Source organism: Blastopirellula sp. J2-11 (assembly GCF_024584705.1).
Taxonomy (GTDB): Bacteria; Planctomycetota; Planctomycetia; order Pirellulales; family Pirellulaceae; genus Blastopirellula.
This window is the reverse complement of the sequence record NZ_CP097384.1, coordinates 1,403,112-1,419,198: the sequence shown is the minus strand read 5'-3', so window position 1 is coordinate 1,419,198 and position 16,087 is coordinate 1,403,112. Positions and strand designations below refer to the sequence as shown.

Annotated in this window: 17 protein-coding genes; 12 read left to right on the top strand and 5 right to left on the bottom strand. The window is 55.3% G+C overall.

The features are described from left to right. Positions 1–14 precede the first annotated feature (14 nt). From M4951_RS05885 to M4951_RS05875, 3 genes are all read right to left on the bottom strand, one after another. Positions 15–479 carry a RidA family protein gene (locus M4951_RS05885; RefSeq protein ID WP_262025553.1) on the bottom strand — a complete coding sequence of 155 codons (465 nt, stop codon included), beginning with the start codon at positions 477–479 and terminating at the stop codon, positions 15–17. Positions 480–577: 98 nt separating this feature from the next. Further along, positions 578–1,582, bottom strand: a complete 1,005-nt coding sequence (locus M4951_RS05880) for an exo-alpha-sialidase (protein ID WP_262025552.1) — start codon at positions 1,580–1,582, stop codon at positions 578–580. Between the two features lie 112 nt (positions 1,583–1,694). Continuing rightward, complete coding sequence (locus M4951_RS05875; protein ID WP_262025551.1) at positions 1,695–2,696, bottom strand: hypothetical protein; 1,002 nt, start codon at positions 2,694–2,696, stop codon at positions 1,695–1,697. 21 nt (positions 2,697–2,717) lie between these two features. Between M4951_RS05875 and M4951_RS05870 the strand changes: the two genes are divergently transcribed. Then, positions 2,718–3,128: a hypothetical protein gene (locus M4951_RS05870; protein ID WP_262025550.1), complete on the top strand. Its 411-nt coding sequence runs from the start codon at positions 2,718–2,720 to the stop codon at positions 3,126–3,128. A 22-nt stretch (positions 3,129–3,150) separates the two neighbouring features. Here the strand turns inward: M4951_RS05870 and M4951_RS05865 are convergent, their stop codons facing one another. Next, a complete protein-coding gene (locus tag M4951_RS05865; RefSeq protein ID WP_262025549.1) occupies positions 3,151–4,038 on the bottom strand; it encodes a DUF1559 domain-containing protein in 888 nt (295 codons plus the stop codon). A 74-nt stretch (positions 4,039–4,112) separates the two neighbouring features. After that, positions 4,113–4,541, bottom strand: a complete 429-nt coding sequence (locus tag M4951_RS05860) for a hypothetical protein (protein ID WP_262025548.1) — start codon at positions 4,539–4,541, stop codon at positions 4,113–4,115. A gap of 446 nt (positions 4,542–4,987) precedes the next feature. Here M4951_RS05860 and M4951_RS05855 point away from each other — a divergent pair, with 446 nt between their 5' ends. From M4951_RS05855 to M4951_RS05805, 11 genes are all read left to right on the top strand, one after another. Continuing rightward, a complete protein-coding gene (locus M4951_RS05855; protein WP_262025547.1) occupies positions 4,988–6,136 on the top strand; it encodes a GntR family transcriptional regulator in 1,149 nt (382 codons plus the stop codon). 143 nt (positions 6,137–6,279) lie between these two features. Next, a complete protein-coding gene (locus M4951_RS05850; protein ID WP_262025546.1) occupies positions 6,280–7,077 on the top strand; it encodes a hypothetical protein in 798 nt (265 codons plus the stop codon). A gap of 97 nt (positions 7,078–7,174) precedes the next feature. Continuing rightward, the gene (locus M4951_RS05845) at positions 7,175–8,005 is read left to right on the top strand and encodes an HpcH/HpaI aldolase family protein (RefSeq protein ID WP_262025545.1); all 831 of its coding nucleotides are present in this window, start codon (positions 7,175–7,177) and stop codon (positions 8,003–8,005) included. After that, positions 8,005–9,015 carry a Gfo/Idh/MocA family protein gene (locus tag M4951_RS05840; protein ID WP_262025544.1) on the top strand — a complete coding sequence of 337 codons (1,011 nt, stop codon included), beginning with the start codon at positions 8,005–8,007 and terminating at the stop codon, positions 9,013–9,015. Before M4951_RS05845 ends, M4951_RS05840 begins: the two co-directional genes overlap by 1 nt. 11 nt (positions 9,016–9,026) lie before the next feature. Then, positions 9,027–9,806, top strand: coding sequence for an SDR family oxidoreductase (locus M4951_RS05835; RefSeq protein ID WP_262025543.1), 780 nt, complete (start codon positions 9,027–9,029; stop codon positions 9,804–9,806). Continuing rightward, complete coding sequence (locus M4951_RS05830; protein ID WP_262025542.1) at positions 9,800–10,915, top strand: D-TA family PLP-dependent enzyme; 1,116 nt, start codon at positions 9,800–9,802, stop codon at positions 10,913–10,915. The genes M4951_RS05835 and M4951_RS05830 overlap by 7 nt, the downstream gene beginning before the upstream one ends. Next, positions 10,912–11,829: a dihydrodipicolinate synthase family protein gene (locus tag M4951_RS05825; RefSeq protein ID WP_262025541.1), complete on the top strand. Its 918-nt coding sequence runs from the start codon at positions 10,912–10,914 to the stop codon at positions 11,827–11,829. The genes M4951_RS05830 and M4951_RS05825 overlap by 4 nt, the downstream gene beginning before the upstream one ends. Continuing rightward, entirely contained in the window at positions 11,826–12,671 is an 846-nt protein-coding gene (locus M4951_RS05820; protein WP_262025540.1) for an amidohydrolase family protein, read from the top strand. The genes M4951_RS05825 and M4951_RS05820 overlap by 4 nt, the downstream gene beginning before the upstream one ends. Positions 12,672–12,683: 12 nt before the next feature. Continuing rightward, positions 12,684–13,643, top strand: a complete 960-nt coding sequence (locus M4951_RS05815; protein WP_262025539.1) for a 3-hydroxyacyl-CoA dehydrogenase family protein — start codon at positions 12,684–12,686, stop codon at positions 13,641–13,643. Then, entirely contained in the window at positions 13,640–14,725 is a 1,086-nt protein-coding gene (locus tag M4951_RS05810; RefSeq protein WP_262025538.1) for a dipeptidase, read from the top strand. Before M4951_RS05815 ends, M4951_RS05810 begins: the two co-directional genes overlap by 4 nt. A 181-nt stretch (positions 14,726–14,906) precedes the next feature. Next, the gene (locus M4951_RS05805) at positions 14,907–16,022 is read left to right on the top strand and encodes a sialidase family protein (protein WP_262025537.1); all 1,116 of its coding nucleotides are present in this window, start codon (positions 14,907–14,909) and stop codon (positions 16,020–16,022) included. Positions 16,023–16,087 lie beyond the last annotated feature (65 nt).

Below are 16,087 nucleotides of genomic sequence, written 5' to 3'. Positions count from 1 at the left end.
TCTTTGTTCGGCGGCTACTCTTTCCGCAGCAAGATCATTTCGACTTCGACGCTGGCGCCCAGCGGAAGTTGCTGCATCCCCAACGCCGTTCGCGCATGTCGCCCTGCTTCGCCAAAGACGTCGCGCACCAACTGCGAAGCGCCGTTGATGACCAAATGCTGCTGCGTAAAATCGGCTGCGCAGTTCACATAGCCGGTGATGCGCACGACGCGCTCAATCGCCTCCAACGAACCCACCTCTTTTCGCACGGCGCGTAAGACATTGGCCGCGCACAAAGCCGCCGCTTGAGTCGCGTCTTCCAACGCAACCTCGGCCGGAACTTTGCCAACATACTTCAACTGGTCGCCATCAAAAGGGACCTGACCCGATGCGTAAAGGATGTTACCGACCGTTGATACGGCGTCGACCAGCGAACCTTCAGGGGTTGTTTTCTCGATCGCATATCCCAACTCTAACAAACGTGCTTCTCGCTGACTCATCTATTGCTGTTTCCCTTGTTTGGCATGGAAAAAAATAAAAGCCATTCCTTCGGTCGGCGAATGGCTTCTAAACGCAGGCGGCGATTATCGCGCAGCGACTAGGTCGCCGGCAGTTCGACTTGGGCCAAGTAGATGCTCGTTTTTCCCTCATGCGACGAAAAGTAACTGACCCACAATTTTCCATCCTGAAAAACTAAACCTGGATAGCTATTATCGCCGCCAGAAGGAAGTGTCGCTAATTTAGTCAGTTTGGCCGTTGTCGGATCGAGTCGCCAAAGTTGCGTCTTGGATCCGCCGATTTTCTTGCGGCCCCCGACGATAAATCGGCCATCTTCCAACTGAATCATTTGCGGACCGCCGACATACTCGCCGACGCTTTTCCATGTCCAATCGGTGTAGGGCGCCTTCGACGTTCCCAAGAGTGCGTCACTTGGATCGCCGTCACGGCGAATCAAGCAAAGCGCCGTTCCATCTTCCTGAAATACCAGTCCCGTCTCATTCATGTAGCCTTCAATGGCGAAATCTTCTCCCACCTGTTTAAAGGTCTTGCCATCTTCGCTTTTGTAAAATCGTGCCGCTCTGGGAAGCATCGTGCTATAGCCGACTCCATAGGCGACTCCATTATGCCACGTTACGCGCCACAGCCAAAAGTTGGGATCGCCGACTTCAATCGCATCGCTCCACTTGCTGCCATCTTTCGAATACCAGACATACGATTGATGCTTGGCTGCAGCCGGCTGATGCATCGCGCCAGCGGCTGCTAGGCAAAGTTTGCCGTCAGGCGTCACCGATATTTTCGCATCCCGCAGATCGGCCGTCTCGGAAGTAATCAGCGCGGCCGATTCCCAGTTTTCTCCGTCGATCGATTTCAAGACGCGCAACGATCCCACTTTGGAAACGTGTTCTGCCCCTTCGCGGAAGACGCAGAACCATTGCTCCTTGAACCGCACCAAGTCAGTGAACGCATTGTAGGGCGCCTGATCCCAGATTTTTTTGACGCTGAGGATCTTGGCCGGCTCACCCGGCGATTCGGCCTCAACCATAGTCGTCAACATGATCAAGGCCAAGCCGATGGCCAGACCAAAGTAACTTGTTCGCAGCATCGGAGTCTCACTACGACGAAGGTGGGAAAACAGGGGGGGGGGAGCTGAGCGATACCAACCAATTAACGTCGGACGCGGCATCTACTCGACGATCGATGCTTCCAGGCTTCGCTCAGTTGAAACGAAATGAAAACATATCCGCATTCTTCATCCGAAAGCGAAGCTGAATAACGCCGCCACTCAGATTCGGATCAAGCCGCCAATTTACTTCGGCATCAATCGCATCTCCTGCGATAGGCTGGGATACGCCGATAACGGTTCCGGTCTGATCCAATACATCAATCTCCAACTCGCCCTCATTGGGGACGACGTAGTTAAGCAGCAATTTTTCGCCGGCATACTGGAGCGGCTTTGTAGTGACTTGGCCTCCGTCTTGGCCGGCATGCAATGCAACAAATCCGTCCAATCGATAAGAAAACCGTCGAACGCGACTCGGCGTCGCTTGAAAGTAATTTTCGGTGCCGTAGACAGATATCTCGTTCGGCTTACCTGGCAATTGGACCATCCCCCAGACCATGTAGTTACTTCGATTCAGATTTCGGTCTTCTGGTGCGTCGCGAGGAATCACGGCGTCAGGATAGGGATGAAACTTTACCCCGTCGCGACTTGACATGAAAATTGGCTCGACCTGCTCGGTCTCTTCGTAAAATCGCGTGGGGAAACCAAGGAACAAGTGAGGCGCCCGAAAATAGGGCTGAATTGCATTTGTATAGAGATCCTCGGGGGGGGATCCTTCGGTATAGGTCAGATCAGCTTCATTTTCCCAGTTGATAAAGTCTTTTGAGGTGGCGGTGCGGATAGCGCGACGCTTGCGCTCTGGATAGATACGCCAGTAAGCGCGATATTCCTTGCGATGCGCATCCCAGAAGGCAATATTTTGCGAGTCGAACTTACCATTCGTGATAATCTTCTCGTCCTGGATTTTTACCCAGTGAATACAATCGGCGGACTGATAGCCATCAAGCCCGTGCCCCAAACCTCCCCAGCCTTTATAACGTGCGGAGTCCGGGGTCGCCGGATTATCATCCCTGAATACGATAAAATTGTGCCCTACGTTCTGGCCATTGGCAAGTTTCAGAATGTTGTTCTCCGTCGAGCCTTTCCAATTCACCATTCCGATATTGGGATTCGTCCAGTGAACGCCATCCTTGCTTTCGGAATAGACCGGGAACGACCAATGCGGTTCCGACTTCTTCGTGTATTGCATCGAACGGCAGAACATGCGATAAGTATCGCCATCTTGCATTACTGTATAGTAGGCGCACGTATTTCCTCCCCAAGATTCATCGTGCACTTTGACAACTTCTCGTGGTTCAGGCTGCTGAACCTGATGCGAAATATCGCCTTTCGTCTGCGCGATCAAAGCGTCATCTACAAACAATTCCAGCCGGCTCCCAATGTCGATGATTTCGGAATAGGCAATCGAAACGCGCGCTGCCGAGAAAACGAGAGCGAGCAACATCGGAAGCAAAACATGGCGTCTGTACATAGCCGCACGGTCCTTGGTATTCGAGAGATTGAGAGCGCTCGCGCCAATCGCTTCTGAGCGCCCAAGTTAGGTGAAAGCTCTAGTAGGATTCGAGCACTTCGCCATCAGCTCGTGCGGCGAGATTCTGAAGCGTACTGAGCCTCATATTTTCTGAGATAAAGCGGACAGAAGCATCCGCAAGAGAAACGTAACAACCTCCCGGGTGGTAACTCGATGGCCCCGTGAAGTCATCACTTGCCGTATAGAAGCCGTCCAGGTCAGGAAAATTGGAGTTTACTCCTCCCTTCACTCCCGCTCCGCCGGAAAACATCGCCCACGCGAATAGATCATTGGATCCAGGCGCATCACCAACAATCTCGGTAAACGCCAAAGTGTTGCTAGTTCCATCGGTAATGTCTCGAAACCGCGTTTTGGACGCATAGTAAAACAATCCGTCTCGATCAGAACCGACAATACCAAGGGGAGCCGTTCTCGCAGAGGCGCCATCTTTGCCGCTATGAGCAACCGGAACATAGTGCGTTCCCCAAGCATGGTCTCTTCCTGGTAATTGCGAGGTGACATACCTACCTTCATCTTGAGGATTGCTTGGACAAAGAAAACCCTCGAGTCGCGTCGTTATCAGGGGCGTATTCACATTAGGCGTGATGCTTGATCCCGACTTGGTCATCAGGGGGAGACTAAAGTCAAATTGGTTGTAGAGCGAACCTTGCTCAACAAACGGCAAGAGCATTGTAAGAGCACACTGCTGCTCAACTGTAGTATCTCCAATCCGGCCAAATGGAAATTTCAGATGGGTGTCGTGGTAGTTGTGCAGAGCAATCCCAACTTGCCGCATATGATTCGCGCACGAGATTCGCCTGGCCGCCTCACGGGCCTGTTGAACAGCAGGCAGAAGCAAAGCGATAAGCACACCGATAATCGCAATCACAACCAATAACTCTACAAGCGTAAAAGCATGTCGTTTCATGGAAATGCTTCCTTTTGAATAACAAGAGATAATTGCATCACAAAGAATAAGACGTATCGAAAAAACAACTTGTATTAAAGGACGAAATCTTTGGCGACTTCGCTGTCAGTATTGGAAACTTCCAAAAGCTCAATTTGAGAATCGGTATTGAACTGCTTAGGAAGATACTGAACTCGCGGAAGATCGACACCTAGCCCCTCCTCGCTCGGCGCTGCGTCATCAACAGGTCGATAGGCGCTGATTTCTACGCGATAGATGCCTGCAGCTACAGCCGATCGCCCAGTAAACTGGTAGGCGCCTTCTTTGATCTTTCGGACACGCACGGGAGCCTCGGTCCCTTCTGCAGGTATCAGTCGAATCACTCCATCACGAATCGGCTCGCCTTGATATGTCACCACCCCCGTCACAGGCATAAGCTGCAAATCATCTCGGGAGGAACTGCAGCCTAAAAGCAGCGTGGCGAGAGCGGCGGCAATTGCTACCGAGGTGCCGGTCTTCATCATAGGAAGCAACCTTCTGAAAAGTGGCCTAAGACGCAATAGGAAGTTAGCAAAGGATGAGAACGAAAGGAGTGCGCATATGTAAGCTGCCGCCTGTGATTAAAAAAGCCATCACCCCTACCGCCTGCGCCTGCTTGAATTCCTGACGGCAAAACAGTGCTGGGGTGCAACTTTCGAGAGCCACCGCCGCGGGCTACCACATTGCCCCAATCATACCCACCAAGAACACGACTGCAACATGTACGCACAACTTTTCGCAAAATTCCCCGCAAATACATTCAACATTCTGCGCTAGACAACCTCGCCACTTACCCAGAACAAGCCAAAATCTCCTAAAAATCTCCGGGAAACCCCATGTTCTCCCCAGCTTTTCTCCCCTCAAGCCAATTGACCCACTCGCTTCAGCTGGTATCATCTTGTACATACAACAATGCAACCCTGGTGCCTGAATGACCGTTCTCAACCTGAAAGAAATGACCGACCTGGCCGCCGCAGAGGAAACGACAGGCCAGCCCAAGTACGAACAACTGCGTGATTACGTCGTTTCGCAGATCGAATCAGGCGCTCTGAAGTCAGGCGCTGCATTGCCATCAGAAAACCGCCTGGCCGAGAATCTGCAGATCGCGCGCAGCACGGTTCGCCAAGCGTTGTCTGCACTGGAGCGAGACGGTCTAGTCTTGCGAGTTCACGGGAAAGGAACCTTCGTTCATGACGAAGCGAAGCAGCGGTTGCGCAAGTCGCAAGACCTGTTCGCACTGATCGTTCCAGAAACCGAAACAGCGTTCTACCCTTCACTCCAACGTAGTTTTGAACGGGCCGCCGCCGAGTTGCACAATCAGGTGGTCGTTTGTAATTCGAATGACGATATCGACAAGCAAGCCAGCGCTATCCTGCAACTGATCGATTTGCGCGTCTCCGGCGTCGCGATCATCCCCGCAACCAATCCGGTAACGCCTGCGTTTCATGTTCGTCAACTTCAAAAAAACAATATCCCAGTCGTTTGCTGCTCGCGCCCGGTGCATGGATCGCCTACGCCACTGCTGGCGATCCCCTTTGAAGATGTTGGCTTGCGAGCCGGTGAGAAGATTCGCGAAGCGGGCCATCGACATGTCGCTTTCTTCGGCAGTGCTCACAGCATCGCTAGCGACATGTACGTTCGCGGTTTCCGCAAAGCAATGGGAGGCGGCGCGCGAGTCGAAATTTTCGTCGGCTCAGGACAGCCAACCAACTACGCAGCGCTCGAAAAAGAATGCTCGCAAGCGATTAATGCGATGTTCAGTAAAGCGGAAACGCCCACCGCAATTTTCTGCGGCTTTGATTCGCTTGCAGAAACGATCTATATGTTGCTAGTTCAACGAGGAATCCGCGTGCCGCAAGATGTTTCGCTCGTTGGATTCGGGGGAACGTATCGCGGTGGCGGGCTCGCCAACCATTTGTCGTCGGTAACGATCGACGAAATTGGCATGGGCCATCAAGCGATTGAACTGCTCTCGAAAATGCGAAACGGGCAAATGCCGATCGATTCCAGCGAAGTTCGCCAGCTCCCGCTCTCCTTCAATGACGGCAGCACGCTCGCATCGACTTCGGCCAAGGCGTAAGTCTCCTGTTTGACATTCAGTTCGGGTAGAGTCCATTGCATCGCCAACTTCGACACCTTGCGTTCCTACTTTTCGTCTTCCAATCATTCGAACACAGCGTTACCGCCGCGGAACCAATCCCCGTCGATGGGGCAATCAATACTGTGGTGCAATGCCAAGCGATTCTTGTCGAATCCCTCACAGCGCAAGGAGAGTGGAGCAGCGTTCATGCGGCGGAATACCTGATTCACTTAGACGAGAAGTCGCCGGTTCTGTCCGCCTTTCTACCACAAGCAGATTGCAAAACGCCCCAGTATCGTATCGGCGTTTGGCGCGTGCTCGCCCAAGCCGAGGAGACACCAGACTCCCAAAAGTTATACGTCCAACGGATCCGCGACGTGCTGCTGGACCTCGCAGCGGAGGATCGGCTCCATGCGCTGGAATCGCTGGCCAAACTGAATGCCCCGATCACATCTGCTGCCGAACTGCAAATCGTCGAGCAGTTTGCCGATTCGCCTGACTACTCAGGCCGCTCGTTCGCAATTTGGCGATTGCTCCAGAAAAATTCGACGCTGGAACTTGTGCAATCCTTGCTCAGTGAGCTAGAAAGCTCCGATCAAGTTCGGCGATTGCGCGCGGCGTTTGTGCTCGGCCAATTGAATGACCTGCCGCAGCCGATTCAAGCAAAATTGCAAAGTACTTTTGCGAAAGAGCCGCGTGATTCCATCGTTTTTCCCTACCTGGCGATTGCCGGCGGCGAAGATACTCTTGTTCGCCTGGCGACCGCCGAGAATCTCGCTCATCGAGCACTTGCGCTCCAGGAATTGACGCGGCGCCGGATCGAGTTTGAGTTCGATTTCGCGTCCAATCCAATCGATCAGTCACCGCTTGCATATCGACAAGCGGCGGCGCTGGCCCTGCTTGCCGAGCAACGAAAGAGCGGCGTACAACAAAACCCATAATCTCCCATGGCGAGTGATCGCTCCCTGGGTTCCTGCCTACTGGTGAAAAAATGCGGCAATTCTCCGCACCCCATTCCCTTCACGAAAAGTCACCCCTATGCGACGCAGCAAGGTTTTAGCAAAGATCCAAAACGACGCTCCGGCCTTTGGAACCGCTTTGCATTTGAATTCGCCTGACGTTTACGAGATGGCGGGCCTAATGGGCTTTGACGCCATCTGGTTCGATATGGAACATCATGCGACCAGCATGGAATCGGCCGCCAATTTGATTCGCGCGGCCCGAGCCGGAGGCGCCGATGTCGTCGCTCGTCCTGCCAAGGGAGAGTTCATGCGAATGGCGCGAATGCTGGAAGCCGGAGCTAACGGAATCATGTATCCGCGCTGTTGCTCGGCGGCGGAAGCGGCCGAATTGGTTCAGTGGGCCAAGTTCGCTCCGCTTGGCAAACGAGGTTGCGACGCCAGCGGCCCCGATGTCCCCTATCTGCTAACGCCGCTAACCGACTATCTGGTCCAAGCAAATCAAGAAACGTTCCTGATCGTGCAAGTTGAAGACCCCGAGGCGCTCGAGCATGTTGATGCAATCGCCGCCGTTCCCGGCGTCGATATGGTGATGCTTGGCCCCGGCGATTTTTCTATCATGTCTGGTATCCCCGGGCAATTTGACCACCCGCTCGTCCGTGAAGCCCAGGAAAAAGTCGTCCAAGCGTGCCGAAAAGCAGGCAAACCTTGGGCGGCGACCTGCGGTTCGATCGCCCAGGCCAAAGAGTTCGCCGATCGGGGCGCTCGACTCTTATTTCATGGCTGTGACATCGTCTTCATTAAACAAGCGCTCGACAAAATTAAAGCCGACCTGGCTGTCGCATTTGACCAACCGGCGATATCGCCCACCGATAACGGCTCGGCCAAACACTACCAAGAGGCGCGCTAATGCCGCAACCGTCGCACCATTTGTTGATCGTCGGCGCCGGCTCCATCGGACTTCGCCATCTTCGCTGTTTTCTGGCGAGCGAACGTACGGCGATCTCCTTTGTCGAACCTCGCGCCGAAGTGCGCGACAGCATCCTTGCCGAATATCCGACAGCCTGCGGCTATGCGTCTCTGGAAGAAGCTTTGGAGCAAGGAAAATTCGACGGAGCCGTCATCGCAACTCCTGCGCCGATGCATGTTCCGCAAGCACTTCAGTTGCTGGATTGCGGCTTGCATCTCTTGATCGAAAAGCCGCTGAGCCTGGACCTGGTTTCCGCCGCGTCGCTGCTGACGGCGGCTGAGCAATCCCCGCTCGCAATCGGCGTCGCCTACGTCTATCGAGCCAACCCGCTGCTCAGCCAGATGCGTGATGCGATACTTTCAGGCGCGTATGGCAAGCCGCTTGAACTGATCGCCTACGGGGGACAAAACTTTCCGACCTACCGCCCTGCCTATCGCGATACCTACTATCGCGATCACGCCAGCGGCGGCGGCGCTATTCAAGATGCGTTAACGCACGTCTTTAACGCCGCCCAGTGGCTGATCGGCGACATGCAAAAAATCGTCGTTGACGCCGAACATCTGGTCCTGGACGGAGTTGACGTCGAAGATACCGTGCACGCAATCGCGCGACATTCCAACGGCGTCATGGCCAACTATACGCTCAATCAACATCAAGCTGCCAACGAGATGACCTTGACCGTCGTTTGCCAGCGCGGCGTGTTGCGATGGGAAACGCATCTGCATCGCTGGCGCATCGCAACCGAACCGGACGCTCCCTGGAAAGACATCCAACACGAGCCGCTTCAACGTGACGAACTCTTCATTCGTCAGGCGAACTCCTTCCTAGACGCGATGGAAGGAAAATCACCGCCGCTTTGCAGTCTGGCCGAAGGGGTCTCGACCCTGCGCGCCAATGTTGCGGCTTTCGACAGCTGGCGCAGCGGCGCCTGGCGATCCACAACCCCCTGAAATTTTATAACATGTCCAATCTTTTCTCTCTGCAAAACCGGACCGTCTTGCTGACCGGAGCCACCGGTTATCTCGGCTCCGCAATGGCCGTCGGGCTGGCCGAAGCTGGCGCGAACGTTGTAGTCAGCAGCCGGCGCATCGATCAAGCTGCGACAATTGCCGCCCGCCTGCCGATCGTTGGCGATGCAAAACATTACGCTGTCGAGATTGACCACCAAGAGGTCGATTCACTGGAAAGCGGCTTTCAAAACGCACTAGTGCAGGCCGGTCAAATTGACGTACTGGTCGCCAACGGTCACGAGGCGACCGCCGCCGATTGGACCACTGCAACTCCCGAACAATTTACGCGGCAACTGCAAAACGCGACCGGCTATTTCCTACTCGCTCGCCTGCTGCATGACCATGTCGCCGCTCGCTCTGGGGAAGGGAGCGTGATCTTTCTCGGCTCGATGTACGGCGTCGTCGGATCGTATCCTGACGCCTACGCAGGCATTGCGGCGGCCAGCCCTGTCGCCTATCACGCTTTAAAAGGAGGCGTGATTCAAATGACGCGCCACCTGGCGATCTATTGGGCGAAAGAGGGCGTTCGCGTCAATTGCCTATCACCCGGCCCCTTTCCTTCTGAAAAAGCGCCGACCGCAATGGTTAAAAATCTTTGCACGCACTCACCGATGGGACGCATGGGGCGTCCTGAAGAACTGATCGGCCCGCTCGTCTTTCTGGCAAGCGACGCCGCCAGCTATGTCACGGGTCAAAACTTGCTTGTCGATGGAGGCTGGACCGCGTGGTAAACCCCTTTGAAACGGCGAAAGCGGAATTGATCTCTACTCCTGCAATGGTGATCGACCTGCCAACCGTCGAAAGAAATTTGCAAAAACTGCACGACTACGCGGCTCAGCATGGCCTGCAAGTTCGCCCTCATACGAAAACGCACAAATCGCGACTCTTCGCACGCATGCAATTGAAACAAGGGAGCAGAGGCCTAACCGTCGCCAAAGTGGGTGAAGCCGAGGTGATGGCGCAAGAGTCGAGCGATATTTTGATCGCTTACCCTGCGATTGATCCCGATCGCCGCCGTCGCGTCGCCCAACTCGCTCAAACGCATACCGTCCGCGTCGCGGTTGATTCACCGTATGGCGTCTCGGCATTGGCCGCAGCGGCTCAAAAGGCGGAATCGACAATCGGAATTTTGATCGATGTCAATGTTGGCATGAATCGCACCGGCGTCTCGACGCCTGCCGAAGCGTTGCAACTTGCCCAACTAGTCGTCCAGGCCGGAAAGGCGCTGCGGCTCGACGGTATCTTCTTCTATCCCGGTCACATTTGGCGACCGGCGGATGAACAGTCCGAATCATTGCGAGAAATCGATGCGATCCTTACTGAGGTCATCGCTCTGTGGAAAAGCCACGGACTGGCGGCCGGCATCGTCTCTGGAGGATCAACGCCGACCACTTATCAATCACATCTGCTTCCCTCGCAAACCGAAATTCGCCCCGGCACCAATATCTTCAACGACATGAACACCGTATGCGCCGGCTATTGCGAACTGGCAGAGTGCGCCGTCGCGATCGTTTGCACGGTGGTCAGTACCGCCGTTCCTGGCAAATGCGTGATCGATGCCGGCACGAAAACGCTGACCAGTGATCGCAATGTGACGCAGCCTGACTCGGGACATGGGCACGTTCTGGAATACCCTCGCGCCAAAATCGTTCGCCTTAGCGAAGAGCATGGCGAGATCGACTTCGCAGACTGCGAAACGCTGCCGAAGATCGGCGAGCGCCTCACCGTCATTCCCAATCACATTTGCCCCTGCGTCAATTTGCAAAATCAAGTCTTTCTGCAAACGCCGGAAAAGACGATCGCGATGACCGACATTGATACTCGAGGAATGCTTTCATGAATCGATACGCAGGCCCGCTACAAGGCGTCTTGCCGGTCTTTCAAACGCCTTACCTGGAGTCAGGCGAAATTGACTACTCAACGCTACAGCACGAGATCGAGTGGCTGCTAAAGTGCGGCGCCGATGGGGTCGTGATGGCGATGGTCTCTGAAGTCCTGCGTTTGACGACTGCCGAAAATCGTCTACTCGCGGCCTGCACTTGTGAAATGGTCGCCGATCGCGGCTCGGTCGTCATTAGCGTCGGCGGTGAATCGACGAAGATTGCGATCGAGAACGCCAAGCACGCCGAAAGCGTCGGCGCCACAGCGGTGATGGCGATTCCGCCTGTTTCGATCGGCGCGCTAGAAGGCGAACTGCTCGCTTACTACGAAGGAATCGTCCGTGCGATCTCGCTACCGGTCATCGTACAAGACGCCAGCGGTTATGTCGGCAAGCCGATGTCGATCGCACTACAGGCCGACTTGCTGCATCGCTTTGGAGCAGAACGGATCTTCTTCAAGCCGGAAGCGACGCCGATAGGTCCGCGACTCTCGGCCTTGCGCGACGCTACCGGTGGCAAAGCGGCGATCTTTGAAGGAACCGGGGGCATCGCCTTGGTTGACAGCTATCGCCGGGGAATCGTTGGCACGATGCCTGGCGCCGATCTAATTCGCGGAATCGTCGCGCTCTATCGTGCGCTCGAAGCTTCCGACGAACGTCGCATCTACGAGCTATCGCTGCCGATCTCGGCCATTGTCGCCGCGCAGCATAGCCTGGACGCATTCTTGGCGATTGAAAAGCATCTCCTCGTTCGCCAAGGGATTTTCCAAAACACGATCGTTCGCGGACCAACCGCTTATCGCTTGGACGCAGAAACGATCACCGAAATCGATCGCTTGTTCGACTTGCTTAGCGACGTACTGGAGAAATCATGATCATCGACGTCCATAGTCACGTCTGGTCCTATCCTCAGCATTTCACCGATGATTTTCGCCGCCAGGCCTCCCGAGCGCGAAGCGGCGTCGAAGTAGATCTGACCGTTCGGTTCGAAGAATATCGCGCGACGGCGCCAGACGACGTTCGCACAATCGTCTTTGGCGGCAAAGCGAAACTGAGCGGCATGTGGGTCGACGATCAATCGGTCGCAGACTATGTCGATCAGCACCCCGACCAACTGATCGGATTTCTCTCAGTCGATCCCACGCAGCCCAACTGGTACGACGAACTGCAACATGGCCATCAGACGCTTGGCCTGCGGGGAGTGAAGCTCCTGTCGATGTACGCTGGTTTCCGTCCCGATAGCGAGTCGCTTGATCCGCTCTGGCGTTACACGTCGCAGCATGGCCTGTCGGTGCTGCTGCATACCGGCACCACTTTCATCGCCCAAGCGCCGCTGGATTGCACTTTGCCACGTTATCTGGATCGCGTCGCGGCCCGCTATCCCGAGCAGCGGATGATCCTGGCGCATCTCGGACATCCGTACGAAGGGGAATGCGTCGCGGTGATTCGCAAGCACCAGCACGTTTACGCGGACGTTTCAGCACTCCACTATCGCCCCTTTCAGCTTTATCAATCGCTGATGCTGGTGCAAGAATATGGCGTTTGGGACAAAGTGCTGTTCGGCACTGACTACCCCTTCACCACGGTCAACGATTCGATTGCCGGCATACGCAATTTGAACTCGCTCGTCCAAGGAACCGGACTGCCGCGACTGGATGAGCAGAAAATTGAACAGATGATCTACCGAGAGAGTCTGCCGCTGTTGAATCTTTCCTAGAGAATCATGCTCATGAACATTCGCACGGTCGGCGTCGTCGGCCTTGGCCTCATGGGGCGCGGCATCTGCGCCTCGCTTTTGGCCAACAACTTTCAGGTGGTCGCGTTTGACATCGATCCCGCTAGTTTCGCCGCCGCTAAAGCCCATGTTGCAGCGGCGCTGGAAGAACTTGCACGTCATCCTTCTGACGCCGAAGCGATTCCGGAAGGCTGGCCGTCTCATTTTCAACCGACCGCGGAGCTGTCTCGCCTGGGCAGCTGCGATTTTGTAATCGAAAGCATTCCCGAAGATCCCGTCATCAAACAAGAAACCATAGCGGCGCTCGAACGCTTGCTTCCCAAAAGCACGCCGATCGCCAGCAATACGTCGGCGCTGCCGATATCTCTATTGCAGGCGCATTGTCAGTTTCCACAGCGTGTCGTCGGCATGCACTGGGCCGAGCCTTCCCATTTGACTCGCTTTCTGGAGATCATTCGGGGCGAACATACCGATGACGCGACTTCCGAGTCCGCAGCAAGCCTCGGCCGACAATTGGGGAAAGATCCGACCATCGTCCAGCGTGATGTTCCCGGCTTCATCGTCAATCGGCTCGCCTACGCAATGTATCGCGAAGCGTTCTGGTTGCTGGAAAATGAAGTCGCCGACGTCGACACGATCGATCGTGCATTTGTCAACGCGATCTCGGTGTGGGCCAACGTCGCTGGCCCATTTCGCTGGATGGATCTCAGCGGCTTGCCCGCCTACGCCCAAGCGATGAGGCGGCTTTTTCCGGAGCTGAGTCAAGCGACCGAAACACCAGCTTGCTTTCAAGCGATGATTGACGAAGGCGCTCGCGGCGCCGCCAATGGACGTGGATTTTATTCGTACACCGCGGAAGAGGCCGATGCATGGCGCGCCAAATTGGTTGAAAATGTCCATGTAACTCGCCAACTATCCGCCTTGCCACACACTATCGTGAAGGACCTCGCGTGAGACCGATCTTCGACGCTCATCTTGATCTTGCCTGGAACGCGCTCCACTGGAATCGTGACCTAACGCAGTCATTGGATGACATGCGCGGCCACGAAGCGCACATGACTGACCACGTAGCGCGCGGACGCGGAACCGTAACGCTTCCCGAAATGAAAAAGGCCGGCATCCAGGTCTGTCTGGGTACGGTGCTGGTACGCTCAAAACCGGAGGTCAATCCGACCGCCGGCTTTTCGCGAATTGATTTGGACTTTCAAAATCAGGCGATCACCCACGCGGTCGGCATGGGCCAACTGGCCTATTACCAAATGCTGGACGAACTGGGAGCGATCAAGTTGCTTCGCACAGCCAGCGACTTGCAACAACATCTCCATGCCGGAAAAGAAGATCCGGCGGAGCCGCTCGGAGTTATCCTGGCGATGGAAGGCGCTGATCCGATTCATTCGCCGCAGCAGGCCGAATTCTGGTGGAACCATGGACTGCGCTGCGTTTCACTCTCCCACTACGCGCAAGGTCCCTATGCGCCAGGTACCGGCATCCAAGGTCCGGTAACGCCAGCCGGTCGAGAACTGCTCCAAGAGTTCGCGCGTCTCGGCATGATTGTTGACCTCACGCACTGCGCTGAGCCTGCGTTTTTTGAAGTGCTTGAACTGTTCCCTGGCCCAGTCTTGGCAAGTCACAATATGTGCCGCGAACTGGTCCCCGGCGATCGTCAGTTTTCGGATGATCAAATTCGCGCGTTGATCGAACGCGACGCGGTGATCGGGATGGCGTTTGACGCCTGGATGCTGACGCCTGGTTGGATCCGCGGTGAAAGCTCGCCCAGTTGCGTTTCGCTGGCGGCGGCGGCCGATCATGTCGATCACATCTGCCAACTTGCTGGCAATGTTCGGCATGTCGGCATCGGCAGTGACCTCGACGGCGGGTTTGGAACCGAGCAAACGCCGCACGACTTGAACTCGATCGCCGACCTACAATCTCTGTCGACAATTTTGTCCAACCGCGGATACAGCAACACCGATCTCGATGCGATCTTCCAGGGCAACTTTGTGCGGCTGTTTCTGGAGAATTTGCCCCAAAAATAGTCCTATTGGACGGAAAATACAGCGTTCTAACGGAGCCACGCCCCCGAAAAGGAGGCGTGGCTTTTTTTTGCCCCAACTATTGATGTCGACAAAATTAGCGTTATTCTGACTACATAAAGAACAGGCGAAGAACTGCTACAGTCCCTTCCAAAATGTCCGCCTGATATCCACGGAGATCCCGATGACCTCGCGTATCCTGCCGATTTTTCTCCTCGCTTTCGCCCTCCTCTGCTCTGTTTCGCAGGCCGAAACTCCCGAAACCGTTCTCACGCTTCCCTCTGGCCCTAACAACCCGCGGAACACTGAAGGCGGATTTGTCACCCTGAAAGATGGAAATATCCTTTACATCTACTCACGATTTTCCGGCGTCAGCGGTGGAGACGACGCCCAGGGATATCTGGCGGCCTGCACTTCGGCCGATGGCGGTCAAACCTGGACAAAAAATGACGCGGCGATCTTCCCTCGCGAAGGGAAAGAAAACGACATGTCAGCGTCGCTGCTTCGCTTGGCCGATGGCCGTATCGCGTTGTTCTACCTAGTGAAAAACTCCATCAAAGATTGCAAGATGCGGATGCGGACCAGCAGTGATGAAGCGGAAACCTGGAGCGAACCGATCGACTGCATGCCGGGCGAAGAGAATTACTTCGTCGTCAACAATGATCGCGTGATTCAAACCAAGTCAGGCCGCCTGATCGCTCCGGCTGCGATGCATGTGCGTGACGGAAAATGGCAAGGCGCCGCCGATATCGTCTGTTTTCTCTCGGACGATAGCGGCAAAACTTGGCGCCGCGGCAAACAAACGGTCATCGGCGCCCGCGACGACGGCAGTCGATTTGTGACGCAAGAACCCGGCGTCATCGAGCTCAAAGATGGTCGCATCTTGATGTGGATTCGCTCTAACCTGGGGCGACAAGCGATTTGTTATTCCAGCGATGGTGGCGAAACGTTCTCGGCTCCCCAGCCCTGGAACTTCGACAGTCCCGTTTCGCCCGCTTCGATCAAACGCATCCCCTCGACCGGCGACTTGCTGTTGGTCTGGAACGACAACGTCAAACGCCGTACGCCGCTCAATGTCGCGATCTCTGCGGATGAAGGGGCTACCTGGACTCACGCCAAACCAATCGAGACCGATCCCAACGGCTGGTTCTGCTACACGGCGATTCACTGCGTCGACGACCGCGTACTCCTTTCGTACTGGCTGACCGAACAATTGAAGCATCCGCTCTTGATCGGCACCAAGGTTGTCAGCGTTCCGGTCAAGTGGCTTTACGAAGACAAAGCCCCTACCCAAAAGTGACAGTGACGACGGCGTTAAACGCCCCGATTTGTCGACAGCACAACAAGAGACCGCCGCACCCCGTT

Bases quoted from the DNA above. Each gene is read 5' to 3' on its own strand.
- M4951_RS05840 (WP_262025544.1), top strand. From the start codon at position 8,005: ATGCCGCAACCGTCGCACCATTTGTTGATCGTCGGCGCCGGCTCCATC.
- M4951_RS05855 (WP_262025547.1), top strand. From the start codon at position 4,988: ATGACCGTTCTCAACCTGAAAGAAATGACCGACCTGGCCGCCGCAGAG.
- M4951_RS05880 (WP_262025552.1), bottom strand. From the start codon at position 1,582: ATGCTGCGAACAAGTTACTTTGGTCTGGCCATCGGCTTGGCCTTGATC.
- M4951_RS05815 (WP_262025539.1), top strand. From the start codon at position 12,684: ATGAACATTCGCACGGTCGGCGTCGTCGGCCTTGGCCTCATGGGGCGC.
- M4951_RS05835 (WP_262025543.1), top strand. From the start codon at position 9,027: ATGTCCAATCTTTTCTCTCTGCAAAACCGGACCGTCTTGCTGACCGGA.
- M4951_RS05805 (WP_262025537.1), top strand. From the start codon at position 14,907: ATGACCTCGCGTATCCTGCCGATTTTTCTCCTCGCTTTCGCCCTCCTC.
- M4951_RS05820 (WP_262025540.1), top strand. From the start codon at position 11,826: ATGATCATCGACGTCCATAGTCACGTCTGGTCCTATCCTCAGCATTTC.
- M4951_RS05825 (WP_262025541.1), top strand. From the start codon at position 10,912: ATGAATCGATACGCAGGCCCGCTACAAGGCGTCTTGCCGGTCTTTCAA.
- M4951_RS05860 (WP_262025548.1), bottom strand. From the start codon at position 4,541: ATGATGAAGACCGGCACCTCGGTAGCAATTGCCGCCGCTCTCGCCACG.
- M4951_RS05885 (WP_262025553.1), bottom strand. From the start codon at position 479: ATGAGTCAGCGAGAAGCACGTTTGTTAGAGTTGGGATATGCGATCGAG.
- M4951_RS05875 (WP_262025551.1), bottom strand. From the start codon at position 2,696: ATGGTGAATTGGAAAGGCTCGACGGAGAACAACATTCTGAAACTTGCC.
- M4951_RS05865 (WP_262025549.1), bottom strand. From the start codon at position 4,038: ATGAAACGACATGCTTTTACGCTTGTAGAGTTATTGGTTGTGATTGCG.
- M4951_RS05845 (WP_262025545.1), top strand. From the start codon at position 7,175: ATGCGACGCAGCAAGGTTTTAGCAAAGATCCAAAACGACGCTCCGGCC.